General features: G+C 74.0%; 25 protein-coding genes. 14 read left to right on the top strand and 11 right to left on the bottom strand.

The features are described 5' to 3' along the window. Positions 1 to 2: 2 nt before the first annotated feature. A complete protein-coding gene (locus ACTT8P_RS09225; RefSeq protein WP_442831055.1) occupies positions 3 to 620 on the bottom strand; it encodes a TetR family transcriptional regulator in 618 nt (205 codons plus the stop codon). Beyond that, complete coding sequence (locus ACTT8P_RS09220) at positions 617 to 1,270, bottom strand: hypothetical protein (RefSeq protein ID WP_442831054.1); 654 nt, start codon at positions 1,268 to 1,270, stop codon at positions 617 to 619. The genes ACTT8P_RS09225 and ACTT8P_RS09220 overlap by 4 nt, the downstream gene beginning before the upstream one ends. A 251-nt stretch (positions 1,271 to 1,521) precedes the next feature. Between ACTT8P_RS09220 and hmgA the strand changes: the two genes are divergently transcribed. The 3 genes from hmgA to ACTT8P_RS09205 all read left to right on the top strand — a co-directional run bounded on the left by hmgA (position 1,522) and on the right by ACTT8P_RS09205 (position 4,839). Then, on the top strand, positions 1,522 to 2,841 hold the full coding sequence (hmgA, locus tag ACTT8P_RS09215) for a homogentisate 1,2-dioxygenase (protein ID WP_442831053.1): 1,320 nt from the start codon (positions 1,522 to 1,524) through the stop codon (positions 2,839 to 2,841). Between the two features lie 68 nt (positions 2,842 to 2,909). After that, positions 2,910 to 3,659, top strand: a complete 750-nt coding sequence (locus ACTT8P_RS09210) for a GntR family transcriptional regulator (RefSeq protein WP_442831052.1) — start codon at positions 2,910 to 2,912, stop codon at positions 3,657 to 3,659. 22 nt (positions 3,660 to 3,681) lie between these two features. Then, positions 3,682 to 4,839 carry a type ISP restriction/modification enzyme gene (locus ACTT8P_RS09205; protein WP_442831051.1) on the top strand — a complete coding sequence of 386 codons (1,158 nt, stop codon included), beginning with the start codon at positions 3,682 to 3,684 and terminating at the stop codon, positions 4,837 to 4,839. A 4-nt stretch (positions 4,840 to 4,843) separates the two neighbouring features. Here ACTT8P_RS09205 and ACTT8P_RS09200 read toward each other — a convergent pair whose 3' ends face one another. Next, positions 4,844 to 5,548 (bottom strand): TetR/AcrR family transcriptional regulator, encoded by a 705-nt coding sequence (locus ACTT8P_RS09200; protein ID WP_442831050.1) that lies wholly within the window; start codon positions 5,546 to 5,548, stop codon positions 4,844 to 4,846. A gap of 63 nt (positions 5,549 to 5,611) precedes the next feature. On the opposite strand from ACTT8P_RS09200, the gene ACTT8P_RS09195 reads away from it, so the two are divergent. Both ACTT8P_RS09195 and ACTT8P_RS09190 read left to right on the top strand, forming a co-directional pair. After that, the gene (locus tag ACTT8P_RS09195) at positions 5,612 to 6,580 is read left to right on the top strand and encodes an ATP-binding cassette domain-containing protein (protein ID WP_442831049.1); all 969 of its coding nucleotides are present in this window, start codon (positions 5,612 to 5,614) and stop codon (positions 6,578 to 6,580) included. Next, positions 6,577 to 7,371 carry an ABC transporter permease gene (locus tag ACTT8P_RS09190; protein ID WP_442831048.1) on the top strand — a complete coding sequence of 265 codons (795 nt, stop codon included), beginning with the start codon at positions 6,577 to 6,579 and terminating at the stop codon, positions 7,369 to 7,371. Before ACTT8P_RS09195 ends, ACTT8P_RS09190 begins: the two co-directional genes overlap by 4 nt. A gap of 15 nt (positions 7,372 to 7,386) precedes the next feature. Here ACTT8P_RS09190 and ACTT8P_RS09185 read toward each other — a convergent pair whose 3' ends face one another. From ACTT8P_RS09185 to ACTT8P_RS09165, 5 genes are all read right to left on the bottom strand, one after another. After that, on the bottom strand, positions 7,387 to 8,316 hold the full coding sequence (locus tag ACTT8P_RS09185) for a peptidase dimerization domain-containing protein (protein WP_442831047.1): 930 nt from the start codon (positions 8,314 to 8,316) through the stop codon (positions 7,387 to 7,389). Continuing rightward, positions 8,313 to 9,116 (bottom strand): hypothetical protein, encoded by an 804-nt coding sequence (locus ACTT8P_RS09180; RefSeq protein WP_442831046.1) that lies wholly within the window; start codon positions 9,114 to 9,116, stop codon positions 8,313 to 8,315. The genes ACTT8P_RS09185 and ACTT8P_RS09180 overlap by 4 nt, the downstream gene beginning before the upstream one ends. A 273-nt stretch (positions 9,117 to 9,389) precedes the next feature. After that, entirely contained in the window at positions 9,390 to 9,659 is a 270-nt protein-coding gene (locus ACTT8P_RS09175) for a hypothetical protein (protein ID WP_442831045.1), read from the bottom strand. A 116-nt stretch (positions 9,660 to 9,775) separates the two neighbouring features. After that, positions 9,776 to 9,979 carry an anti-sigma factor gene (locus ACTT8P_RS09170; RefSeq protein WP_442831110.1) on the bottom strand — a complete coding sequence of 68 codons (204 nt, stop codon included), beginning with the start codon at positions 9,977 to 9,979 and terminating at the stop codon, positions 9,776 to 9,778. 67 nt (positions 9,980 to 10,046) lie between these two features. Further along, entirely contained in the window at positions 10,047 to 10,292 is a 246-nt protein-coding gene (locus ACTT8P_RS09165; protein WP_442831044.1) for a hypothetical protein, read from the bottom strand. 250 nt (positions 10,293 to 10,542) lie between these two features. Here ACTT8P_RS09165 and ACTT8P_RS09160 point away from each other — a divergent pair, with 250 nt between their 5' ends. Further along, a complete protein-coding gene (locus ACTT8P_RS09160) occupies positions 10,543 to 12,177 on the top strand; it encodes a serine/threonine-protein kinase (RefSeq protein ID WP_442831043.1) in 1,635 nt (544 codons plus the stop codon). A 12-nt stretch (positions 12,178 to 12,189) separates the two neighbouring features. On the opposite strand, the gene ACTT8P_RS09155 is transcribed toward ACTT8P_RS09160, so the two are convergent. Next, positions 12,190 to 12,996, bottom strand: coding sequence for an SGNH/GDSL hydrolase family protein (locus ACTT8P_RS09155; RefSeq protein WP_442831042.1), 807 nt, complete (start codon positions 12,994 to 12,996; stop codon positions 12,190 to 12,192). Positions 12,997 to 13,524: 528 nt separating this feature from the next. Here ACTT8P_RS09155 and ACTT8P_RS09150 point away from each other — a divergent pair. From ACTT8P_RS09150 to ACTT8P_RS09130, 5 genes are all read left to right on the top strand, one after another. Next, complete coding sequence (locus ACTT8P_RS09150; protein WP_442831041.1) at positions 13,525 to 14,343, top strand: glycosyltransferase family 2 protein; 819 nt, start codon at positions 13,525 to 13,527, stop codon at positions 14,341 to 14,343. Next, positions 14,340 to 15,329: a glycosyltransferase family 2 protein gene (locus ACTT8P_RS09145; protein ID WP_442831040.1), complete on the top strand. Its 990-nt coding sequence runs from the start codon at positions 14,340 to 14,342 to the stop codon at positions 15,327 to 15,329. Before ACTT8P_RS09150 ends, ACTT8P_RS09145 begins: the two co-directional genes overlap by 4 nt. Positions 15,330 to 15,362: 33 nt before the next feature. Further along, entirely contained in the window at positions 15,363 to 16,166 is an 804-nt protein-coding gene (locus ACTT8P_RS09140; protein WP_442831039.1) for a polysaccharide deacetylase family protein, read from the top strand. A gap of 81 nt (positions 16,167 to 16,247) precedes the next feature. Further along, positions 16,248 to 17,342, top strand: a complete 1,095-nt coding sequence (locus ACTT8P_RS09135) for a DUF5925 domain-containing protein (protein ID WP_442831038.1) — start codon at positions 16,248 to 16,250, stop codon at positions 17,340 to 17,342. Positions 17,343 to 17,349: 7 nt separating this feature from the next. Then, positions 17,350 to 18,120 (top strand): DUF72 domain-containing protein, encoded by a 771-nt coding sequence (locus ACTT8P_RS09130; protein WP_442831037.1) that lies wholly within the window; start codon positions 17,350 to 17,352, stop codon positions 18,118 to 18,120. A 48-nt stretch (positions 18,121 to 18,168) separates the two neighbouring features. On the opposite strand, the gene ACTT8P_RS09125 is transcribed toward ACTT8P_RS09130, so the two are convergent. Then, on the bottom strand, positions 18,169 to 18,537 hold the full coding sequence (locus ACTT8P_RS09125) for a GntR family transcriptional regulator (RefSeq protein WP_442831036.1): 369 nt from the start codon (positions 18,535 to 18,537) through the stop codon (positions 18,169 to 18,171). Positions 18,538 to 18,619: 82 nt separating this feature from the next. Between ACTT8P_RS09125 and ACTT8P_RS09120 the strand changes: the two genes are divergently transcribed. Both ACTT8P_RS09120 and ACTT8P_RS09115 read left to right on the top strand, forming a co-directional pair. Next, positions 18,620 to 19,549 carry a GNAT family N-acetyltransferase gene (locus tag ACTT8P_RS09120; RefSeq protein WP_442831035.1) on the top strand — a complete coding sequence of 310 codons (930 nt, stop codon included), beginning with the start codon at positions 18,620 to 18,622 and terminating at the stop codon, positions 19,547 to 19,549. Then, a complete protein-coding gene (locus ACTT8P_RS09115; RefSeq protein WP_442831034.1) occupies positions 19,530 to 20,039 on the top strand; it encodes a DUF402 domain-containing protein in 510 nt (169 codons plus the stop codon). Before ACTT8P_RS09120 ends, ACTT8P_RS09115 begins: the two co-directional genes overlap by 20 nt. On the opposite strand, the gene ACTT8P_RS09110 is transcribed toward ACTT8P_RS09115, so the two are convergent. Beyond that, complete coding sequence (locus ACTT8P_RS09110; protein ID WP_442831033.1) at positions 20,036 to 20,686, bottom strand: class I SAM-dependent methyltransferase; 651 nt, start codon at positions 20,684 to 20,686, stop codon at positions 20,036 to 20,038. The two genes, ACTT8P_RS09115 and ACTT8P_RS09110, sit on opposite strands and share 4 nt — an antisense overlap. A 139-nt stretch (positions 20,687 to 20,825) precedes the next feature. On the opposite strand from ACTT8P_RS09110, the gene ACTT8P_RS09105 reads away from it, so the two are divergent. Further along, positions 20,826 to 20,969 (top strand): hypothetical protein, encoded by a 144-nt coding sequence (locus tag ACTT8P_RS09105; RefSeq protein WP_442831032.1) that lies wholly within the window; start codon positions 20,826 to 20,828, stop codon positions 20,967 to 20,969. The last annotated feature ends 4 nt before the right edge of the window (positions 20,970 to 20,973 follow it).

The following is a 20,973-nucleotide window of genomic DNA, read 5'->3' as shown; positions in this document are numbered from 1 at the left end:
CGTCAGTCGAGTACCCGGCCCAGATAGGCCCGCAGCAGCTCCCGCGCCTCGTCGATGATCTTCTGGTCGCCGTCCGGCGCGACCCGGAAGGCGAGCTGGACCAGGGTGTCGGCGGTCTCCACGGCGATCAGGAAGACCCGCCGCAGATCGTCGTCGGGGCGGCGGCCGAGCGAGCCGGCCAGCAGGTCGGTGAGGCGGTCGGCGACGCGGTGGTTGGGCGCGGCCTGGCGGTCGCCGACCGGTATCTGGTTGCCGAAGTCGACCAGCGAGAAGCCGGGCGCGGTCCGCTTCATCGCGAGGTACTCGTCGAGGACCGTGTCCAGCGCCGTGCGCCAGCCGCCGTCGCCGGCCCGCTCCAGCCGTTCGGTCACGCGCCGCGCGAACTGTTCCAGGTTGCGCTGCGCCAGCGCGTCGGCCATCTGCCGTTTGTTGCCGAAGAAGCGGTACACCGAGCCGATCGGGACGCCGGCCCGCTCGGCGACGGCGCGGGTGCTCAACGCCTCGTAGCCGACCTCGTCGAGCAGGTCGGCGCAGGCGTCGAGAATCCGGGTCAGGCGTTCGGCACTGCGCCGCTGGACGGGAGCGCGGCGGAGCGGGGTCGCGGGGGGCACGCCGTTCATGATGCCCGCTCGCCGTCGTCCGGCGCACCGGGGTCCGTGCCGGCCGGGTCCGCCGCCGGTTCCGCCACCGGAACCGTCATCGGGTCCGCCGTCGTCACGCCGCCCAGGTCCGCCGTCGCGTCCGCCGCCGGGTCCGCCGCCGCCGCACCGCCCGGGTCCGACGCCGTGATGTCCGCCGTGTTCTCGACGGGTTCGCCGTCCACCGCCCACACCGTGCCGTCGTCGGCGTACAGGCGGGCGGTGACGTGGTGGGTACCGCGCGGGACGAGGCGGGCGGGGAGGCGGTGGTCGGGGGTGCGCAGCCGGCTGACGAGTTCGCCGTCGACGTAGAGGTACGCCAGTCCCCGGCCGCGCGCCGCCGTGGCCGGGGTGCCGGCGGGCGAGAAGCGGAAGCCGCGGACGGTGAGCCGTACCCGCCAGTCGCCGTCGGCCTCCGGCTGCACCTCGATGCCGACCTCCGGGGCGTGCTCGCGGCCGACCTCGCGCAGCCGCCGGCCGTCCTCGTCGGTGGCGTCGAGGAGCCGGCCCGCCGACGCGGTCGCCGCCGGCCGGTCCGGTCCGTCCGTCCCACTGGTCCCGCAGCTCACGGATCCGGTCAGCAGCAGGACACAGACCGCGAGCGCGGCGAAACTGTTCCGCGTCCACGACATGTCCGCGAGCGTAGAACACGAGTCCGACCGGCCGAATCCCCCAGGAGGACGGGTTCCGGTCATCCTCTCCCCCGAGCCCGGCGACCGGGCGGACCTCTGGCACAACCACTGGCACAACCACTGGCACGACCTCTGGCCCGACCTCCGGCACTCCCTCTTGCGCACCGGCGACCGCAATCCTACGGTTCTCCATAGGAATCGGTTCCCCGGCACGGGACCGGTCCCGTGCCGGAACCTGCGAGGGAGCGACCATGGGCGCGGACGCGCGAAAGACCGCGGCGGGACTGTCCTACCTGTCGGGATTCGGCAACGAACACAGCTCCGAGGCCGTGCCGGGCGCCCTGCCCGAGGGCCGGAACTCGCCGCAGCGCGCCCCGCTCGGCCTGTACGCGGAGCAGCTCAGCGGCACGGCGTTCACCGAACCGCGGGCGCACAACCGGCGCTCGTGGCTGTATCGCGTCCGCCCCTCCGCCGCGCACCCGGCGTTCACCCGCGCGGACAACGGCGCGCTGCGCACCGCCCCGTTCACCGAGTCCGTGCCCGATCCCAACCGGCTGCGCTGGGACCCGCTGCCCGCGCCGCCGGCCGGCACCGACTTCCTGGCCGGCCTGTGGACCCTCGGCGGCAACGGCGACGCGGCCCAGCGCACCGGCATGGCGGTGCATCTCTACCACGCCAGCGCCGACATGGACCGGGTCTTCAGCGACGCCGACGGCGAGCTGCTGATCGTCCCGGAGCGCGGCGGCCTGCTGCTGCGCACCGAGTTCGGGGTGCTCGGCGCCGAGCCGGGCCAGGTGGCGCTGATCCCGCGCGGGGTCCGCTTCCGGGCACAGCTGCTGGACGCCACCGCCCGCGGCTACGTCTGCGAGAACTACGGCGCCCCCTTCCGCCTCCCCGACCTCGGCCCGATCGGCGCCAACGGCCTGGCGAACGCCCGGGACTTCCACGCCCCGGTGGCCGCCTACGAGGACGTCGAGGGCCGGGTGGAGGTGGTGAACAAGTTCTGCGGCAACCTCTGGACGGCCGGCTACGACCACTCCCCGCTGGACGTCGTCGCCTGGCACGGCAACCTGGTCCCGTACGTCTACGACCTGCGCCGCTTCAACGCCCTCGGCTCGATCTCCTACGACCATCCCGACCCGTCGGTCTTCACGGTGCTGACCTCGCCGTCCGACACCCCCGGCCTCGCGGGCGTCGACTTCGTGGCCTTCGTGCCGCGCTGGCTGGTGGGCGAGGACACCTTCCGGCCGCCGTACTTCCACCGGAACGTGATGAGCGAGTACATGGGGCTGATCGAGGGCGCCTACGACGCGAAGTCCGCCGGTGAAGGGGGGTTCGTGCCGGGCGGCGGCTCGCTGCACACCATGATGTCGGCGCATGGCCCGGACCGGGAGACCTTCGACCGGGCCAGCGCCGCCGAGCTGCGGCCGCAGAAGGTCGACGACGGGCTGGCGTTCATGTTCGAGACGCGGTGGCCGCTGACCCTGACACCCGCGGCGGCCGGGGCGCCGCATCTGCAACAGGGCTACGACGACGTGTGGCGGGGCCTCGAACGGCACTTCCGCCCGTGACGACACCCGGAACGACACCCGGAACGACACCCGGGACTGCACCTGAGACGACCCCTGAGACGACACCCGTGACCGCCTTCGCCCCGGACTCCCTGGTCCTGAACCGCAAGCTGCCGCTGTGGTACCAGGTGTCGCAGTCGCTGCGCGCCTCCATACTCGGCCGCGCGCCGCACGACCCGCTCCGGCTGCCCACCGAGGAGCGGCTCGCCGGGCACTACGGCGTCAGTGTGCTCACCATGCGGCAGGCGCTGAAGGAGTTGGAGGAGGAGGGGCTGATCACCCGGCACCGGCGGCGCGGCACCTTCATCGAGCCGCACGTGGCGCGGGCCGCTCCGGTGCGGCTGCTCGGCTCGGTGGACGCGATCGTGGCCCAGCAGTCGGGGATGCGCGGCGAGCTGCTGGCGCACGGCAGCGGGCCGGTGCCCGCCGGGTTCGGCGACTGGTTCCCGGACCTGACCGAAGTGGCGACGTACCACCGGCTGCGCGGGGACGCGGAGACGGGCGAGCCGAGCAACCACGCCCGCAACTGGGTCCGGCCCGAACTGGCCGCCCGGATCGACCCGGACGACCTCACCCGGCTGCCGATGACGAAGGTGCTGCGGGACGTGGTGGGGGTGGCGATCGGCCGGATCACGGACACGGTGGCGGCCCGGCTCGCGGACCCGGAGACGGCCCGGCTGCTCAACGTCCCGCTGCTCAGCCCGATCCTGCACTACACGGGCGTCACCCGGGACCCGGCGGGACGGGTGCTGGACGTGGCGGTCATCCACTACCGGGGCGACCGTTTCTCGTTCAGTGTCACGCTGGACGCCACCTGAGACCGGGCGGGTCCGTCGTACGATGCCCAGCGTGACGCACGACGACGCTCCGCCGCTGGCGGACCTCATGCCGTGGTCCGTCGCACCGCTCCGGCTCGGCCGGGGGTGGCCGACGGCACCCGACGCGGCATCCCTGAAGGCCCGTTGGGACGCGCTGCTGAAGGCCGAGGGGCCGGACCGGGCGGCCCTGTTCGAGCCGACCCGGGCGCGGTCGGCGCGGACGGCGGTCGGGCAGCTGCCGGGGGTCGCGGCGGGCACCGGGCGGCTGGTGCGCGCTTCGGGGCCGTGTCCCGAGCCGGTGCGGGTGCTGCGCGCGCCCTTCGACGAGCAGTGGCTGATCCCCGACCACCGGCTGATCGACGCGGCCCGGCCCGAACTGTGGCGGGTGGCGGACGCGCGGCAGGTGTTCGCCGTCGAGTCGCCCGGCACCCCGGGCGGACTGCTGGCCACCTCGCTGCTCCCGCTGTTCGGCCCCGGCCGGATCCGTCCGCTCTACCGCCGCCCCGGCGGCACCGAACCGAACCTGGCCCCGGGCCTGCTGGACCACCTGGCCGCCCGGCTGGGCGCCCGCCCCGAGCCGCTGGACGTGCTGGCCTGGATCGTGACGGCGGTCCGCGAGGACGACCTGACCGTGCCCCTGACCTCGGACCCGGCCCGCTGGCAGCACGGCGCCCGGCTGGGCCGGCGCGCGCTGTGGCTGCTGCGCCGCGACGGCGAGCGGCCCAGACTCCCGGGCGGCCGCCGCCCGTACGTCCGCGCCCCGCTGCCGCCGCGCCCGCTGACCCTGCGCTACGACCGTGACGAGGAGGTCCTGCACCTCGACGAGGGCCGGATCTCCCCGGTGCCGCCGGACGCCTGGGAGTTCACGGCGGGCGGCGAACGGGTGCTGGAGCAGTGGTTCGCGGCGCGCACCGCCGAGGGCGAGCCGGGCACGCTGTCCGCGATCCGCCCGGCCACCTGGCCGCAGAGCTGGACCTCGGAGCTGCTCGAACTGATCACGGTGCTGGCGCTGCTGGCCGAAGTCCGCGCGGAACGGGCCGCCTTCACGGTGCCGGACCCGGTCACCACCGCCGAACTCCGCGCGGCCGGCGTCCTCCCGGTCCCCCGCCCGGCCCGCGCCCCGGCCTCCGTACTGGACGGCCGGGAAGAGGGCCCCGAGGGACAGCTCACCCTGCTGTGAGCGGCTAGCCGAACCCGTTCAGCACCCGCCGCAGCGCCTCCTCGAACACCGCCTCCAGGTCGATCGGGCCCGCGTCCTCCGTGAAGGCCGCCGCGAGCCGCGGACAGCCGCCGCCGGCGAGCTGCGAGCCGAGGTAGGAGATCCGCGCCCGCTGCTCCTCCTCGGCCGACCAGGGCAGCGAGCGGGTCCGCTCGGCGGTGGCCAGCTCATTGCCCACATACGTCGTCACCACGCCGTTCACCAGCGCGATCAGCTGCATCTTGACGCCGTAGGACTCGCCCAGCGGGTCCAGGCAGGCCAGGCAGTGCTCCAGGTAGCGCAGGGCGTTGGGGCTGAAGCCGTAGACCGGGGACATCAGGCGCGGCAGCCAGGGGTGGGCGTGCATCAGGGCCCGGGTGTCGCGGGCGACGCGGAACATGTCGGCCCGCCAGTCCCCCGTCGGCTCCCACGGCGCGTGCTCACCGCTGACGGCGTCCACCATCAGCTCGTAGAGGTCCTCCTTGCGGGGGACGTAGTTGTACAGCGACATGGTGCCGCAGCCCAGCTCGGCCGCGACGTGCCGCATGGAGACCGCGTCCACTCCCCCGGCGTCCGCGAGCCGTACCGCGGCGGCCGCGATGTCGGCGCGGCTGAAACCGGGCCGCGGACCTCGGCCGGTGCGCTCCGGGCGCGCCCAGATCACTTGGGGTACGGCCGCTCGGCCCGCCATCGATCATCACCTCGGCCACCATCCTAGTTACGTACGCCGTACGTAGTGCGCTATGGTCGGCACATGACTTCTACGTACGCTGTACTTAGTGAAGGTCTGGAGAAGCGCTTCGGCGAGGTGCGCGCGCTGCGGGGGCTGGATCTCGCGGTGGCCGAGGGCACGGTGTGCGGGCTGCTCGGGGCGAACGGGGCGGGGAAGACCACGGCGGTGCGGCTGCTGACCACGCTGCTGCGCCCGGACGCCGGGTCGGCCCGGATCGCCGGCCACGACCTGGTGCGCGAGGCGGCGGCGGTACGCCGCCGGATCGGCGTCACCGGTCAGGACGCGTCGGTCGACGGGGACCTGACCGGGCGGCAGAACCTGCGGCTGTTCGCCCGGCTGCACCGGGTGCGGGACGCGGCCGACCGGGCCGGCGAGCTGCTGGAGCGGTTCGGGCTGGCCGGGGCCGCCGACCGGCCGGTGTCCACCTGGTCGGGCGGTATGCGCCGCCGCCTCGACCTGGCGGCGAGCCTGGTCCGCCGCCCCGACGTGCTGTTCCTGGACGAGCCGACCACCGGCCTCGACCCGGTCAGCCGCAACCGCATCTGGGAGGCGGTGCGGGCGCTGCGGGCCGAGGGCACGACGGTGCTGCTGACCACGCAGTACCTGGAGGAGGCCGACCGGCTGGCCGACGACATCGTGCTGATGGACCGGGGCCGGGTGGCCCGCACCGGGTCGCCCGCCGAGCTGAAGGCGCTGGTCGGGGCGCGCGCGGAGGCGGTCGTCACGCACCCGGCCGCGCTGGCCCCGGCGGCCGCCGTCCTCGACCGTCTCACCGGCGCCGAACCGGTCCTGGACCACGAGCGGCTGGCCGCCGGCGCGGTCAGCACCGACCCGACCCTGACCCTGCCCCGGCTGGTGCGGGCGCTGGACGCGGCGGGCGTGCCGCTGGCCGACGCGAGTCTCAGCCCGCCCACCCTGGACGACGTCTTCCTGCGCCTGACCGGCGCCACCGGCGCCACCGGCGCCACCGAGAAGGAGTTCGCGGCATGAGCACCCTGGCGTACGACCTGGCACACGACGGCACCGCGCTGCTGGGCCGGCAGCTGCGGCGGGCGCGGAACAATCCCGGGCTGCTGATCCTCACCCAGTCGATGCCGGTGTCGATGCTGCTGTTCTTCGGGTACGTCTTCGGCAGCGCGCTGGCGATGCCGGGGGCGCGGTACCGGGCGTTCCTGGTGCCGGGGCTGCTGGTGGCCACCGCGGCGGGCGGGATCATGACCGGCATGTTCCAGGCGGCCCAGGACACCCACCGGGGCGTCACCGACCGGCTGCGGACGCTGCCGGTGAACCGGGCGGCGGTGCCGCTCGCCCAAGCGGTCGCGGACCTGGCCCAGACGGCGGCCGGGACGGTGCCGTTCCTGCTGGTGGGGCTCGCGGTGGGCTGGCGGATGCAGGGCAGCGCGCTCGGCGCGGCGGGGGCGCTGGCGCTGTTGCTGCTGTTCCGGTTCGCGTGCGTGTGGGCCGGGATCTTCCTCGGCCTGCTCACCCGCAGCGAGGAGGCGGCCGGCCAGCTCGGCGGCGCGACCTTCCTGCTGCCGCTGCTGTCCAGCGCCTACATCCCGACCGAGGGGCTGCCGGGCTGGCTGCGCACGGTCGCCGAGTGGAACCCGATCAGCGCGGTGACGACGGCGCTGCGGGACCTGTTCGGCAACGCCCCCGTACCGGAGGGCGCCGCCTGGCCGGTGGCCCACCCGGTGGCGGGGTCGCTGGCCTGGTGCGCGGTCCTGCTGGCGGTCTTCGTCCCGCTCGCCGTACGCCGGTACGCGCACGGCGAGCGGTGAACCGTTCGTGCCGGGTCAGGTCTGGGGGGCGAGTTCGGGGCCGAGGGAGGAGAACTTCTCCTTGGAGACGATCTTCTTCGGCGGCCAGGTGATGTTCTCTGGGGGCCAGGACTGGCCGGTCCGCTTCAGGAACCACTGGGGCGGCTCGTAGCCGTCGGGCAGGGCGGTCTGCCACTCGACGCCCTCGGTCCGCTCGGCGAACTCGTCCTTGACCGTCTTCAGCCGCTCCGGCTGGGTCAGCAGGTCGACGGCGGTGGCCGCGAGGTACTTGGCGGCGGCCAGCACGGCCGCCTGTCCGGGGGCCGCCGCCGCGCAGGACGCGGTGGACCAGGTGTGCATCTTGGTGCCGATCGGGGCGAGGGCGGCACCCATCGAGACGGTCGGCACCTGCCAGCTGATGTCGGCGACATCGGTCGAACCGCCGCCCATGAACACCGGGTTGGGCGCGGTGAGCGCAGCGACCTCGGCGTGCAGGCCCTTCTGCGGCGGCCCCAGGGACTCCTGGAGTTCCTTGGCCAGCGTCTGCGCCTCGGCGCTGAACTCGGGCGGGCCGATCTGCCGCATGTTGTCGTGCATCAGCTCCGCGAAGGACTTGGAAGGGAGCTGGTTCCAGCAGGCGGCGGTGACGCGGTGGCTGACGGAGGTCTGCGACGCCTTGGCGGCCGCCTCGGAGACGGCGATCACCTTGTCCAGGAGGACCTGCACGCGGGCCGGGCTGCCCTCGCGGACGTAATACGAAATTTCTGCGATCTCCGGGGTCACGTTCGGTATGTCCCCGCCGTTGTTGATGACCCAGTGCAGCCGGCCGGAGGGGGCGAGGTTCTCCTCGCGCAGGAACTCCGACATGGTCGCCATCATCACGGCCGCGTCCAGCGCGCTCTTGTTGCCGAGCGGGGTGCCGCCGTGGCCGGCGACGCCGAGGAAGGTGAAGGTGACGGCGGTCATCGCCGTGCTGCTGCCCCAGCCGGTGGCGTTGGCGGTGGACGGGTGCCAGTCCAGGAACGCGTCGAGGCCGTCGTAGACGCCCTTGCTGACCGCGTAGGTCTTGCCGATGAGGGTCTCCTCGGCGGTGGAGCCGAAGAACGGGAGGCGGTGCTTCTTGGCCGCCTGGGCGACCGCCGCGGCGGCGGACGCGGCGGCGGTGCCGAGCGCGCAGTGCCCGCAGCCGTGGCCGGGTCCGTAGCCGGGGGCTGGGGGTCCCCCCAGGCGTTGAGCACTGGGGGAGGGTCGTGGACGTACTCGCGGGGGTCGTGGTGGCCGACGCCCTTGTGCTGGGAGAGGCCGGGCAGCGCGTCGTACTCGCCGCTGAAGCCGAGCGCCGGGCCGCCCTTGCCCTGGGTGAAGGTGGCGGTGAAGGCGGTGGGGAAGCCGGCCGTGCCGAACTCGACGTCGAAGCCGGCCTTCTTCAGGAAGTCGGCCTGGGCGAGGGAGGAGTTCCACTCGCGCAGGCTCAGCTCGGCCTGCTCCCAGATCTCGGCGTTGAGGCCGGTGATACGGGTGGCGTGGCCCTCGATCCAGGCCAGGGCGCTGCGCTTGGCGGCGCTGTCCTCGGCGAGGCCGGTGGGGGCGGTGTAGGCGGCCGGGGTGTCGTCGGCCGAGGCGGCCAGCACGGGGTCGGCGTCGGCGGCCAGGGTGGCGGTGGTGACGCCGGCCGCGCTCAGCAGCTGCATGATCCGGCGTCTGCTGAGGCCGGTGCCGTTCGCGGGTGTCGCCTCGTGGTCGTGCTGATCGTGCAGGTCACACACGCGCGCCTCCGGGGGTGAGGGTGCAGCAGCCGCTTACAGGAGTAAACGATCAGCAACCCTGGCCCCGGATGATTGCCTCGTCAATATGTGCGCATGACAAATGGGTTACCGCAGAGGAGTGCGTTGCCGCAGGGCGGGGGTGGACCGCCGGGGAGGAGAAACGGGAGTGCCCGCGCTCGGGAACACACCGGGGGCGTCACCGCGTGCCGTGGGGATGGCGGACAACGGGTGCGCGGCGTGACGCCGGACGGTGTGGCCTCTTGAGCGCGGGCCTCAGTTGTTGCCGAACAGCGAACGACGCAGTCGGCGCAGTGGCGCGAAGAGCGAGACCCGGCGGACCCGGGCCCGCCTGGCGCTGTGCTCACGCGCGGGCTCCCGCGCGATCAGCTCCCGCATCAGCGAGGTCGCCTCGACCGTCTCACGCTGGGGCACGGCGGGACCGCCGAGCACCGCGAGATGCCGGTCCAGACGCGAACTGGTCGCGCTGCTCCCGCAGGTGATCGCAGGGACCCTGGCCCTGCTGCGCACTGTTATCTGTTCCATGTCACTCCCCACCCGTAACGAGTCCACCCGGCCCGGGCAGGCTAACCCTATCTCCCCCGCGAGGCTCCCGTGTATCGCGGTCACAGTAATCACCTACCCCACAAGGGCGTTGACGATTACTCTCCGAATCCGACCGATTTCAGGGCGAGTTGGACAATCGGGTGGCTGGTGGGCCGTATCGAACCGCCGTCGGGTTCCACGGTCACCGCCCGTGCCGACGCGGATCGGTCGAGGTCGAAGGCGATCACTGGCGTGTCGTCGGCGAAGAGGCTGAGGGAGCGTGGTGGTGCGCCGGGGCGCATGAGCCACAACTGATGCACGTGGTCGCCCGGTGGAGCGTCGTATCCCCGCAGGGTCACCACCGCGCGCCCTCGGCGGCGGAGGCGATCACGCCGAGGCCGCGGCGGCGGGCGTCCCGGCCGGTGGCCGCGCGGGCGTCCGGGCGGCGAGCACCTGGGCGGTCTCGCCGGACCGGTCGCGCTCCGCGGCCGGCTCGTCCCGGCCCCGGTCGGCCTGGACGGCGAACACGGCGGCGACGACGAGCGCGGCGGCGGCCCCTCGGTGATCGAACCCGAGCAGGACGGTGCCGCGGAGGATGGGGACAGCGGGGTCGGCGTGTATGGGGGTGTGCATGGGGGCGTCGCCGTGGTCCGGTTCGGCGGCGCGGCCTGACCCGCGCGCTGGAGCGGCGTCCGGGCCGGTCCGCGGGGCGCGCGGCGGCCCTGGTGCGCGGGAGCGTGCCGCTGGGTTCGGCGTGTGTCGTGGTGGCCCTGGGGGCCGGATTGCTGCTGAAGGGGGCGGCAACGGCACTAGGCTGAGCTACTTTTGGGGAGATATCACGCGAGACGCACCAGACTCATCACGAGACTCCCAGGGGGCGCCGGTGTTCGAGGAACCCGGCGGCGAGCGTGTGATCGCCGGCCGCTACCGTCTGCTGTCCCCGCTCGGCGAGGGCGGGATGGGCACCGTGTGGCGGGCCCGCGACGAGGTGCTGCGCCGCGAGGTCGCCGTCAAGGAGGTGCGCGCCCCGGCCGGTCTGCCGGCCGGCGACGTGGCGCGGATGTACACCCGGCTGGAGCGGGAGGCGTGGGCCGCGGCCCGGGTCACCCACCCCAACGTGGTCACCGTCTACGACGTGGCCACCGACGACGGCCGGCCGTGGATCGCGATGGAGCTGGTCCGCGGCCTGTCCCTGGCCGACCTGCTGGCGGCCGAGGGACCGCTCGCGCCGCGGCGGGCCGCGGGCATCGGCGCCGAGGTGCTGGCCGCGCTGCGGGCCGCGCACGAGGCCGGGGTGCTGCACCGGGACGTGAAGCCGGGCAACGTGCTGCTGGCGAACGACGGGCGGGTGGTGCTCACCGACTTCGGGATCGCCGTGGTCGAGGGCAGCTCCGCGCTGACGATGACCGGGGAGGTCGTCGGTTCCCCCGAGTTCCTCGCCCCGGAGCGGGCGCTGGGCCGCACGCCGGGCCCGGAGTCCGACCTGTGGTCGCTGGGCGTGCTGCTGTACGCGGCGGTGGAGGGCGCCTCCCCGTTCCGGCAGGACACCCCGCTGAGCACCCTGCGGGCCATCGTGGACGAGGAGTTGCCGGCGCCGCGCCGGGCCGGCCCGCTGGCCCCGGTGATCGAGGGGCTGCTGCGCAAGGACCCGGCCGGGCGGCTGCCCGCCGACCGGGCCGAGCGGGACCTGCGGATCGTCGGCGCGGGCGGCGTCCCGGGCACGGAGACGGCGCCCCTCGTGCCGTCGTACCCGCCGACGGTCGCGGCGCCCGCGCCGTCCGGGGCGCCGTCCGCCGCGCCCCCGGCCACCACCGCGTCCGGTCCCGGCGACACCGCCCCGGCCGCCGCCGCGCCCCGCAGCCGCCGCGCCGCCGTCGCCCTGATCGCCGGGATCACGGTCCTGGTACTGGCGCTGGCGGGGCTGACGTACGCGCTGCTGGACCGGGACGACGACGGTCAGGGCGGTGGCGGCGGCGCGGCGGAGGGGACGGGCGGTGCGACCCGGACGAGCGCGCCGCAGACCTCGGAGAGCGGCGGCGAGGAGCCGGCCCCCACCTCGGAGACCGGTGACGACGGGCACGGGAACGGCGACGACGACGGGGCGGAGACCTCGTCCGCGCCGCCGCAGTCGGTCGAGGCCGGGGTGACGGGTTCGCGCACCGAGTACGCGGGGGCCTGTCCGCCGTCCGAGGCCGAGGCACCGGCGTTCACGGCGACGTTCCGGGTGGCGCGGCTGCCGGCCGAGGTCGTCTACCGCTGGGTGACGCCGGACGGCGCGCTGTCCGGGCAGGGCTGGAAGACGCTGTCGTTCCCGGCCGGCGGCGGCCGGGAGAAGCGGGACTCGGTGGTGGTGACGACGTACGACGAGAGCGGCACCGTGGCGAGCGAGATCGGGGTCGAGGTGCGGGAGCCGGTGGCGGTCACCTCGGACTCGGTGCCGTTCTCGGTGACGTGCGAGGGGGAGACCCCGACGGACGGGACCTCCCCCTCGGCTTCCGTTTCTCCGTACTCCCGCTGACGGGGTGCCGGGTCAGGCGGCGCTGTTCAGGGCCGCGAGGTAGCCGCCCGACTGGCCGGCGGCCGTCGGGTGGTAGGACTCGCCGACGTTCAGCCAGTTGACGCTGTGCAGCCAGGAGCTGCCGGAGCAGATCTCGTGGCCGGTGAACGGGCCGCGGACGTCGGCGAAGGTGAAGCCGTGGGCGGCGGCCCGCTGGGCGATCACCGTGTTGAGGTGGTCGGAGCCGGCGTTGATCGCCGCCCGTTTGGTCTCGGAGAGGCCGAGGCAGGTGGCGCCGAGCCGGTAGAAGCGCGGGTAGCCGACGACCACGACCCGGGCGCTCGGTGCCTTGGCGCGGATCGCGGAGTAGGCGCTGTTCAGGTTGGCGGGCAGGGTGGAGTCGAGGTACGCCTCGGCGGTGGCGATCCGGGACAGGCAGGCGCTGTCGGACTGGAGCACACAGGTCGTCATGACGTCGCCGAAACCGGCGTCGTTGCCGCCGACCGTGACCGAGACCAGGCCGGTGGTGGCGCCGAGCGGGGCGAGCTGCCCGGACACCACATCACTCGTACGGGCGCCGGAGCAGGCGGTGAAGTCGAAGGACGAGGGGGCATGGGCGGCCGCCCAGAGCTGCGGGTACGCCTTGGTACTGCGCTTGCAGTCGCCGCTGGCGGAGGTGTAGCTGCCGGCGCCCACGCCGGAGGCGTAGGAGTCGCCGAGGGCCACGTAGCCGGTGGCGGCGGCGGATGTGTCCGCCTGCGCGGTGGCGGCCCCGGTCAGGGCGGTGCACACGGCGAGGACGGCGGCACTCAGGTATCCGACAAGTCGGGAACGTCTCATGGAACCTCCCTTTAGCAGGTTCTCTGCCTCAACCGTGGTAACAGCTACGCGTGTTGACAGGAAGTGTTCATGCCAAAGATCTTCGGAACGCCACCCCAACAGCAGGCGGTCTTGACGATTTCCGCCGGTTCGCGCGACATTGAGGCCGCGAATGACCGGCAAAACAACAAAAACGTGAGGGCTCGTTCCAGGTCTTGCCATACGGGTTCAATCGTCAATATCGTCATACATCTCACTCGCATCGGTACCGTCAGTACGCGGCTCTAGGGGAGGGCTCAAGACCGCGACGGTCCCGGAGTGGGGCGCGGTAGGGGGGTGCCGTGCTCGGTGACCGATCCACCAGCCGAGCCGGTCGTGCCGCGCGGTCGGCTGCCGTTTTCCGCAGTCGGCCAGTTTCGCCAGCTCACTGGCGTGCACGGAGCGTTGCCGCTGCCGTGCCGTGGGTGAGACCAACCCCCCTTTCGAACCGGACACACAGCCGGACCGCCCCTGGGGCGGGCGGTCCGCCGGACGAGAGGGACCAGACTCATGAGCTCAGTACTTCAGCCGCCGGCCACCGGCAAGGACCCGTCGGGCGCCGCCAAGTACCGTCCCGTCTCCTCGCATCTGGCCATCGCGCCACCGGTGAGCGTCGTCATACCGGCGATGAACGAGGCGGAGAACCTGCCGTACGTCTTCAAGACCCTGCCCGACTGGATACACGAGGTCGTCCTGGTGGACGGCAACTCCACCGACGACACCATCGCCGTCGCCCGTGAACTGTGGCCCGGCGTCAAGGTGGTGGAGCAGCGCGGCAAGGGCAAGGGGGACGCGCTGATCACCGGCTTCCAGGCGTGCGGCGGGGACATCATCGTGATGGTCGACGCCGACGGCTCGGCCGACGGACAGGAGATCGTGTCGTACGTCTCCGCGCTGGTCTCCGGCGCCGACTTCGCCAAGGGGTCGCGCTTCGCCAACGGCGGCGGCACCGACGACATGACCTTCATCCGGAAGATGGGCAACGCCGCGCTGTGCGCGGTGGTCAACCGCAAGTTCGGCGCCCGCTACACCGACCTGTGCTACGGCTACAACGCCTTCTGGCGGCACTGCCTGGACAAGATCGAGCTGGACTGCACCGGCTTCGAGGTGGAGACCCTGATGAACATCCGGGTCGTGAAGGCCGGTCTGAAGGTGCAGGAGATACCGAGCCACGAGTACCTGCGCATCCACGGCGTCAGCAACCTGCGGGCGGTGCGGGACGGACTGCGGGTGCTCAGAGTCATCCTCCAGGAGCGCTCCAACCGGCGTGAGCTGCGCGGCAGCCGCGACCGGTCGCCGGTGCTCAGCACGGTCCGGGGGAAGGTGTGAGCGCTCCGGACATCTCCGTGGTGGTCTGCGCCTACACCGAGGACCGCTGGGAGGACATCCTCGCGGCGGTCGCCTCAGTGCGGGCGCAGTCCCGGCCGGCCCTGGAGACGCTGCTGGTCGTCGACCACAACACGGCGCTGCAGGACCGGCTGGGCAAGGAGTACAAGGAGACGGACGACGTGCGGGTGCTCGCCAACGCGGGCCCCCGCGGGCTGTCGGCCGGCCGCAACACCGGCATCGCGGCGGCCCGCGGCGAGGTGATCGCCTTCCTCGACGACGACGCGGTGGCCGAGCGGGACTGGCTGCTGCACTTCGCCGGGGCCTACGACGACCCGCGGGTCATGGCGGTCGGCGGGCGGACGGTGCCGGTCTGGGCGTCGGGGCGGCGGCCGGTCTGGTTCCCCGAGGAGTTCGACTGGGTGGTGGGCTGCACGTACCGCGGCCTGCCGCCCGGCCGGGTCCGGGTGCGCAACGTGCTCGGCGGCAACGCCTCCTTCCGGCGGGCGGCGTTCGACGCGGCGGGCGGTTTCGCCACCGGCATCGGCCGCGACGGCGACAAACGCCCGCTGGGCTGCGAGGAGACGGAACTGTGCATCCGCCTCAGCCGGGCCCGCCCGGACGCCGTCCTGCTGATCGACGACCGCGCGGTCATCCACCACCGGGTGCCCGCGCCGCGCGAGCACTTCGGCTACTTCCGCACCCGCGCCTGGGCCGAGGGCCTGTCCAAGGCGCTGGTGGCCCGCAGCGTCGGCACGGAAAAGGGCCTGGAGTCGGAGCGCCGGTACGCCTCGCGGGTGTTGCCGGCCGGGGTGGCGCGCGGGCTGCGGGACGCGGTGCTGGCCCGGCCGGGCGGCGCGGGCCGGGCGGGCGCGATCGTCGCCGGGGTGCTCACGGCGGCGGGCGGCTACCTGGTGGGCAGCGTACGGGCCCGGCGGGGCGCGGTGACGTTCTCGTCGGCGCCGATCGGGGGTGACCGGCGTGACTGACGGGCGGGTGCCGATCGCCGAAGGAGGGCACGCATGAGTGACGACCCGCGCGTGCCGATCCTCATGTACCACGCGGTCGCCGCCGAACCGAACGACGCCACCCGGGCGTTGTCGGTGTCCCCGGCGGCGTTCGCGGAGCAGATGGCGGTGGTGGCGGACCTCGGGCGCACCCCCGTCACCACGGCCGAGCTGGCCGCGGCCTGGCGCACCGGCCGGCCGCTGCCCGCCCGGCCGCTCCTCATCACCTTCGACGACGGCTACGCGGGGGTGCACCGGCACGCCCTGCCGGTGCTGGCCGGGCACGGCTTCCCGGCCACGCTGTTCGTCTCCACCGGCTGGCTGCGCGGCCCGTACGACACCGGGGGCGCGCCGGACACCATGCTCGACTGGGGCCAGGTGCGCGAACTGGTCGCCGCGGGCGTGGAGATCGGCGGGCACAGCCACACCCATCCGCAGCTCGACCAGGTGCACACCGGGGACCTGCGGCACGAGCTGATCCACTGCAAGGAGATCATCACCGACCAGCTGGGCGCCGCGCCGGTGTCGTTCGCCTACCCCTACGGCTACTCCGACCGCCGGGTGCGTACGGCGGTGCGCGAGACGGGGTACGCGCAGGCGCTGGCGGTGGGCAACGCGCTGGCCCGCCGCGCCCAGGGACCGTACGCGCTGCGCCGGGTGACGGTCCGCCGCACGACCGGCGCGGCGGAATTCGCCCGGCTGGTCGAGGGCCGGGCGCTCGCCCGTACGTTCGTCCGGGACCGGGCGCTCACCAAGGGGTACGCCGTGCTCCGCCGGGCCCGGCGGCTGCGCGGCAGGACGCTGCGGCCCGCGTTCTGACCCGGGGCCGTACGGGGTCCCGCGCCGCGTGTACCGGGGAAACCGGGTGCACGCGGCGCCGCCGTGGCGGATCATGGCGGCATGTCAGTCAACCCGCACGACGCGCTGCCGATCCGGCTCCACGTCGACGACAGCGACTCCCCCACCGACGTGGTCGACGCGCTGTTCCTCGGCCGGTTCGCGACGGGTGAGCAGCCGTTCTCGCACGCGGCCAACATCGACCGGGTGCGCTCCGGCGCGACGCTGCTGCCGTCCGGCGCGAAGATCCTGCGGGCCGCCCGCGACGGCGACCGCAGCGCCACCCTGGCGGAGGGCGACGGCTGGACGCTGCTGATCTCGCGCTGGAACCGGGGCGCCGACGTCACGGTGACGGCGACCAGCGCCGAGCTGGCCGAGAAGGTCCTCGGCGACGCCACCGACGGCGCGGCCGACGAACCGGAACCGCAGCCGGAGAACGTGACGATGGGGTTCTGGTACGTCTCCCCGCGCCGCGGCCCGCACCGCACCACCCGGCAGATCTCCGCCGGTACGTGGGAGGAGGTGCGGCCCAACTACACGGCGCCGGTGGCGGACGTGATGGACCGGCTGATGAAGACCGGCCCCGAGGACATCGCCGGCCGGCTGCTCCTGCTGCACGGCCCGCCCGGCACCGGCAAGACGTCCGCGCTGCGCACGCTGGCCCGGTCCTGGCGGGACTGGTGCCAGGTGGACTGCGTCCTGGACCCGGAGCGGCTGTTCTCCGACGTCGGCTATCTGATGGACATCGCCATCGGCGAGGAGGACGCGGCGGGCAAGGACCGCTGGCGGCTGCTGCTCCTGGAGGACTGCGACGAGCTGATCCGCGGCGAGGCCAAGCACACCGCCGGGCAGGCCCTGTCCCGGCTGCTCAACCTCACCGACGGACTGCTCGGCCAGGGCCGCAACGTGCTGGTCGGCGTGACCACCAACGAGGACCTGGAGCGGCTGCACCCGGCCGTGGTCCGCCCCGGCCGCTGTCTGGCCCGGATCGAGGTCGGCCCGCTCACCCGGTCGGAGGCGGTGAGCTGGCTCGGCACCGAGGAGGGCGTCGGCCGGGACGGCGCCACGCTGGCGGAGCTGTACGCGCTGCGCCGGGGCACGTCGCCGACCGCGCTGCCGGAGCCGCGGGACGGCGCCTCGGCAGGGCTGTATTTGTAATGGGGTCATGACTCTGTTCGTCGGCACGTCCGGCTGGCAGTACCGGGACTGGCGGGGCGTGCTGTACCCGGCCGGGCTGCCGGTGCGGCGGTGGCTGGAGGAGTACGCGGCGGGTTTCGCCAGCGTCGAGGTCAACAACGCCTTCTACCGGCTGCCGGCCCGGGAGACCTTCGAGGCGTGGCGGGACCGGGTGCCGGCGGACTTCGTGGTCGCGGTCAAGGCCAGCCGGTTCCTGACCCACGTCAAGCGGCTGCGCGAACCGGCGGAACCGGTGCACCGGCTGATGAGCCGCGCCGCCGGGCTCGGCGACCGGCTCGGCCCGGTGCTGCTCCAGCTGCCGCCGACCCTGCGCGCCGACCCGGCGCTGCTGAACGCCTGCCTGGCCCGCTTCCCGGCCGGCACCCGGGTGGCCGTGGAACCCCGGCACGCGTCGTGGTGGACGCCGGAGGTCCGCGCCGTACTGCGGGCCCGGGGCGCCGCGCTGTGCTGGGCCGACGTCCGCTCCCGCCCGGCGACCCCGCTGTGGCGCACCGCCGACTGGGGCTACGTCCGCTTCCACCAGGGCCGGGCCCGCGCCTGGCCGCGCTACGGCCGCCGGGCCCTGGCCACCTGGGCCCACCGGATCGCCGAGACCTGGCCCCCGGACGCGGACGTGTACGCGTACTTCAACAACGACCCGCACGCGGCGGCCGTCCACGACGCGGTGACGTTCGCCCGGCTGGCGAGGACGGCCGGACTGCGGGTCACCCGCGTACCGGCGAACGTGACGTCCGTCTGAACCCCCTCCGGCTCCGCCCAGGGCAGCCATCCACGGGCGGCGGCAGCCTCAGTCCGCGAACGCCGCCCGCAGGGCGTCCCGCGCGGCGGCCGTCGCCTCGGCCTGCGTGGCTCCCAGCCGGCGGGCCCGCGCGGCGAACTCCTGCGCGGCCGACGCCAGCTCCCGCTGCGCCGCCGCGCCCGCCGCGGCGACGAACGTGCCGTTGCGTCCCCGCGTCTCGATCACTCCGTCCGCCTCCAGCGCCCGGTACGCCTTGGCGACCGTGTTCGCGGCCAGCCCCAGGGACTCGGCCAGCCCGCGCACGGTGGGCAGCCGGTGGCCGACCGGCAGGACACCCGCCCGGGCCTGCTCGGAGATCTGCGCGCGCACCTGCTCGTAGGGCGCCGCTCCGTCATCGATGTGGATCTTCAGGGTCACCCCGCGATTGTCCCGTACCCGGCACCGTATCCGGCGGAAAATGAGAGGCGGCCGCCCGCCGGTCGCCGTAGCGTGCGCGCATATGACCGTCTCCCTGCGCGATCTGCGGCTCGACGTCCGGTCGGACGTCGAGGAGTTCGCCCGCGTCCGCCATCTGGCCCTGCCGTTCATCCTCTGGACGCCGGACGCCGTCGTCCACCACCTCACGCACACCCACCCGGACACCCGGGCCCGCTCCCTCGTCGCGGAGGAGAACGGCGAGGTGCTCGGCACCGCCCAGCTCGGCCTGGTCCACGAGAGCCCGGAGCCGGGGCAGGCGTATCTCAACGTCTACGTACGCCCGGACCGGCCGCGGCGCGGCGCCGGCGGGGTGCTGGTGCGGGCGGCCGAGGAGTATCTGGCGGCCCAGGGGGCGACCAGGGTGTACTCCTGGGTGCTGGACGCGCCGGGCAACCGGGCCTTCGCCGAGCGGTACGGCTACCGCGCCGGACGCTCGGCCCACTTCCTCCGCCTGGACCTGTCCCAGGACTCCCTCCCGCCGCTCCAGCCCGCTGCCCCGGGCGTCGAACTGCGCACCGCCGCCGACTACGCCGACGATCCGCGCCCGCTGTTCGCACTGGACGCCGAGACGACGGCGGACGAACCCAGCGACGTCGACACCACGTTGGCGGACTACCAGGCGTGGTGCGCCGAGACCTGGCTCCATCCGATGCTGAGCCACGACCTGACCACCGTCGCCGTCGTCGACGGCCGCCCCGTCGCCTTCACCGCGGCCTACCGGGACGGCGGCACCCGGTACTCGACCGCGATGACGGGCACCGCCCGCGCCTTCCGCAGCCGGGGCCTGGCCAAGCTCGTCAAGAACGCCTCCCTGCACCGGGCCCGGGCGGCCGGGTGCACGGAGGCGTTCACGGGCAACGACACCGGCAACGACGCGATGCTGGCGGTCAACAAGTGGTTCGGGTACGAGGTCTGCGCGACGGAGGTGCGGTATGTCCGTGAACTCGGCTGAGCCGGCGGACCCGGCGGCCCCGGTGGACGTGGTCCTGGTCAAGGGCGGCCGCACGAAGATCCGTTACCGGAGCGAGCTGCTGGCCGACGACGGCACCCGGATCACCGTCCGCGCCCCGTGGTCCGGCGCGGGCGTCCGGGACTTCGGCTTCGTGCGGTTCGAACCCGGCGACGTGTTCACCGAGTACTACTGGCGCGACCGCTGGTACGCCGTGAAGGAGGTCCGGGCGGGAACGGGCGCCCTGAAGGGCTGGTACTGCGACATCACCCGCCCGGCCGTGCGCACCGGCGCCGAACTGGTCGTCGAGGACCTCGACCTGGACCTGTGGCGCTCCGCGGACGGCACGGACGTACGGCGCCTGGACGAGGACGAGTTCGCCGAGAGCGGCCTGCCGGACCGGGACCCGGCCGCCGCGGCCGCCGCCGCGGCCGCGCTGGACGACCTGGAGCACCTGGCCCGCACCGGCGGCTTCGCCCCGCTGCTGGCCTAGGGCCTGTCTGACAATTCCCGCCTGCCTCCGGCCGGGAACCGCACGATGGCCACGTACCGCTCGTCGTCGACCTCCTTGCCCCACAGCGCCGGATCACCGGACAGCGTCTCGACCCGTGCTTGCCCGCCGAGCGGCGCGAGCAGGGCCGTGAGCCGGCCGGCCGATATCCCGACCGGTGTCACGCTCCCCCACACGCCCTCGACCAGGACCAGCCGCCCACCCGGGCGCAGCAGCCCCCGCCAGTGCCGCAGCACCTGGCCGGGGCCGGGCAGCGTCCACAGGACGTGCCGGACCAGGACGACGTCGAAACACCGCTCCCCGACGGGCGGCGCCGCGGCGTCACCGGCCAGGAACACCACGTCACGCCCGGCCGCTTTGCGCCGGGCCCGCGCCAGCATCGCCGGGGACGAGTCGACGCCCGTGACCCGGTGCCCCTGTTCGGCCGCGAGGAGCGCGAGGCTGCCGGTGCCGCAGCCGAGGTCCAGGACGTCGCTCGCCCGTTCCGGCAGCCAGGAGCGCAGCCGCCGGTCCCAGGCCCGGCGCACCCGCGGGTCGCGCAGCCCGTGGTCCGGCTCGGCGTCGAACCCGGCGGCTTCCGCCTCCCAGTCGACACGCGCCGTAATCGCACCGTCACTCTCGTATGTCATGCCCCAAGGGTGACACCCACCACTGACAATCGAATCGTGACAGTCGCCACTGACAGATCACCCGCCGATGAGGAACTCTCGCGAAAAGGGTCTGCCTCCGTGAGATCGCGGAACCCGGTGGATCCGTGAGGAGGCAGCCATGCGCCGTGTCACCGTGCACAAGCCCCTGAGTTCGAAGAAGGAGACGGCCGCCCGCCGGCTCCGCGAGCGGGCCGACGAGCGCCCCGTCGCCCGGCCCGAGATCCGCGCGGACATCGCCCGCACCTGGTGGCCGGACGCCTGAGCCG

This window comes from Streptomyces sp. JW3 (assembly GCF_052216785.1).
Taxonomy (GTDB): domain Bacteria; phylum Actinomycetota; class Actinomycetes; order Streptomycetales; family Streptomycetaceae; genus Streptomyces.
Note: the sequence above shows the minus strand (reverse complement) of the source record. Positions and strands in the feature narration are given on the sequence as shown.

Bases quoted from the DNA above. Each gene is read 5' to 3' on its own strand.
- ACTT8P_RS09190 (WP_442831048.1), top strand. From the start codon at position 6,577: ATGAGCACCCTGGCGTACGACCTGGCACACGACGGCACCGCGCTGCTG.
- ACTT8P_RS09150 (WP_442831041.1), top strand. From the start codon at position 13,525: ATGAGCTCAGTACTTCAGCCGCCGGCCACCGGCAAGGACCCGTCGGGC.
- ACTT8P_RS09155 (WP_442831042.1), bottom strand. From the start codon at position 12,996: ATGAGACGTTCCCGACTTGTCGGATACCTGAGTGCCGCCGTCCTCGCC.
- hmgA (WP_442831053.1), top strand. From the start codon at position 1,522: ATGGGCGCGGACGCGCGAAAGACCGCGGCGGGACTGTCCTACCTGTCG.
- ACTT8P_RS09140 (WP_442831039.1), top strand. From the start codon at position 15,363: ATGAGTGACGACCCGCGCGTGCCGATCCTCATGTACCACGCGGTCGCC.
- ACTT8P_RS09130 (WP_442831037.1), top strand. From the start codon at position 17,350: ATGACTCTGTTCGTCGGCACGTCCGGCTGGCAGTACCGGGACTGGCGG.
- ACTT8P_RS09225 (WP_442831055.1), bottom strand. From the start codon at position 620: ATGAACGGCGTGCCCCCCGCGACCCCGCTCCGCCGCGCTCCCGTCCAG.
- ACTT8P_RS09120 (WP_442831035.1), top strand. From the start codon at position 18,620: ATGACCGTCTCCCTGCGCGATCTGCGGCTCGACGTCCGGTCGGACGTC.
- ACTT8P_RS09175 (WP_442831045.1), bottom strand. From the start codon at position 9,659: ATGGAACAGATAACAGTGCGCAGCAGGGCCAGGGTCCCTGCGATCACC.
- ACTT8P_RS09165 (WP_442831044.1), bottom strand. From the start codon at position 10,292: ATGCACACCCCCATACACGCCGACCCCGCTGTCCCCATCCTCCGCGGC.
- ACTT8P_RS09105 (WP_442831032.1), top strand. From the start codon at position 20,826: ATGCGCCGTGTCACCGTGCACAAGCCCCTGAGTTCGAAGAAGGAGACG.
- ACTT8P_RS09115 (WP_442831034.1), top strand. From the start codon at position 19,530: ATGTCCGTGAACTCGGCTGAGCCGGCGGACCCGGCGGCCCCGGTGGAC.
- ACTT8P_RS09195 (WP_442831049.1), top strand. From the start codon at position 5,612: ATGACTTCTACGTACGCTGTACTTAGTGAAGGTCTGGAGAAGCGCTTC.
- ACTT8P_RS09205 (WP_442831051.1), top strand. From the start codon at position 3,682: ATGCCCAGCGTGACGCACGACGACGCTCCGCCGCTGGCGGACCTCATG.
- ACTT8P_RS09110 (WP_442831033.1), bottom strand. From the start codon at position 20,686: ATGACATACGAGAGTGACGGTGCGATTACGGCGCGTGTCGACTGGGAG.
- ACTT8P_RS09200 (WP_442831050.1), bottom strand. From the start codon at position 5,548: ATGGCGGGCCGAGCGGCCGTACCCCAAGTGATCTGGGCGCGCCCGGAG.
- ACTT8P_RS09185 (WP_442831047.1), bottom strand. From the start codon at position 8,316: ATGACCGCCGTCACCTTCACCTTCCTCGGCGTCGCCGGCCACGGCGGC.
- ACTT8P_RS09220 (WP_442831054.1), bottom strand. From the start codon at position 1,270: ATGTCGTGGACGCGGAACAGTTTCGCCGCGCTCGCGGTCTGTGTCCTG.
- ACTT8P_RS09135 (WP_442831038.1), top strand. From the start codon at position 16,248: ATGTCAGTCAACCCGCACGACGCGCTGCCGATCCGGCTCCACGTCGAC.